The 1,087-nt window shown below is 32.5% G+C and carries 2 protein-coding genes; both read left to right on the forward strand.

What is annotated here, in order from left to right; translation table 11 throughout:
• The first annotated feature begins 82 nt into the window (after positions 1-82).
• Positions 83-601 (forward strand): 50S ribosomal protein L10, encoded by a 519-nt coding sequence (rplJ, locus tag ACIPNH_RS01120; protein WP_006279539.1) that lies wholly within the window; start codon positions 83-85, stop codon positions 599-601.
• A 26-nt stretch (positions 602-627) separates the two neighbouring features.
• Positions 628-1,029: a 50S ribosomal protein L7/L12 gene (rplL, locus tag ACIPNH_RS01125; protein WP_400771100.1), complete on the forward strand. Its 402-nt coding sequence runs from the start codon at positions 628-630 to the stop codon at positions 1,027-1,029.
• Positions 1,030-1,087 lie beyond the last annotated feature (58 nt).

Consider the following 1,087-nt stretch of genomic DNA (forward strand, 5'->3'; position numbering starts at 1 on the left):
TAAGGGTGTTTTTTTAAATTCAACTATGGGTAAAGCTTATAAGATAGGCAAAGTGGAAGATATAATTTAAGGGAGTGATACCGTGAAGCGTAAAGATAAGGATGAATTTATACAGAGCACAATAAACGTATTTGTAAATAATGATTTCTTGATATTAGTAAATTTTAAATCTATAAATGCTAATGATTCATTAACTCTGAGGAATAGTCTGAAGTCTATAGCAGGTGGGGTATTAGTAGTTAAAAACACTCTAGCACGCTTGGCTTTGGAAAGGACTGGTAAATTCTCTTATTTATCAGGCAAATTTTCCGGTCCTGTTGCTATTATATACTCTAGTGGCATAGTAGAAGCTGCAAAATTAATAGTTGATTTTACTAATGCTAACAAAGAAAAAATGTCTGTGATTTGCGCAGCTCATTTAAATGAATTGTTAACAGTGGAAGATGTTAATAAACTGGCTAAGTTGCCTTCTCTGGATGAATTGCGTGTTAAAATTATGCGTTTAATATCTTATGATATTCCTGCTCGGTTAGCGTTGTCTATTAATTCATCTTCTATGAGGCTTATGAGAGTTTTGGATTATTATAGTTCTAAAAAATAAATTTGTTGTTAAGTAAGGTGGTAATTATGAGTAATGTAACAAGTGATTTGGTTGATAAAATATTATCTTTAAACCTATTAGAGGCTTCTGAACTTGTAAAAGTTTTAGAAGAGAAAATAGGGGTGCCTGCTGGTTCTTTTCTTGGTGGAGCTGTTGGTGCTGGGGCGCCTATTGGTGATAATGCTGCTGCTCCTGCTGCTCAAGAAAAAGCTGAGTATAAAGTTGTGATTAAAGAAATTGATGCGAGTAAAAAAATAGGAGTTATTAAAGCTGTGAGAGAGGTTAATTCTACATTGGGTTTAAAAGAAGCAAAAGAGTTGGTTGAATCTTTACCTAAAGATTTGACTGCTAATGTTCCTAAAGACGAAGCAGAAAAAATCAAGCAAAAACTTATTGAAGCAGGAGCAACTAAAGTGGAGCTTGAATAATATTTAATGTATTAATTTTATATTGATATAGCTCTTTTAATTAGTTTGGGGTATTTTA

The sequence above is a fragment of the Wolbachia endosymbiont of Drosophila barbarae genome, from assembly GCF_044752445.1.
Classification (GTDB): Bacteria; Pseudomonadota; Alphaproteobacteria; order Rickettsiales; family Anaplasmataceae; genus Wolbachia; species Wolbachia pipientis.

Coding starts and splice junctions, on each gene's coding strand:
- rplL (WP_400771100.1), top strand. CDS start 628: ATGAGTAATGTAACAAGTGATTTGGTTGATAAAATATTATCTTTAAAC.